1 pseudogene is annotated in these 280 nt (G+C 71.8%); it reads left to right on the plus strand.

Annotated features, from left to right (window positions below):
- Window positions 1–40: 40 nt before the first annotated feature.
- Window positions 41–280 (plus strand): annotated as a pseudogene (locus tag ACLBYB_RS33480) (MFS transporter); the annotation flags it as partial.

Raw genomic sequence — 280 nt, forward strand, 5'->3', positions numbered from 1 at the left:
GACCGCGTGCGGCGGTCCGGGTGTCGAGGAAGGATCCGCCGTGCCGCTGGCCGACACATCTCAGGGGGACGGGCGACCGGTCGTCTCGGACATCGCCGCGCGCCTCGAACGGCTGCCGATGTCGCGCTACCAGCGCAGGATCTTCGCGGTCATCGCGTCCGCCTGGCTGGTCGACCAGATCGACGTGGCGCTCCTGACCTTCCTGCTCGGCTCGATCGTGGTGGCCTTCGGGCTGACCCCCACGGAGGCCGGCCAGCTCGCCGCCATGACCTTCGCGGGC

The sequence above is a fragment of the Methylobacterium sp. D54C genome (assembly GCF_053345595.1).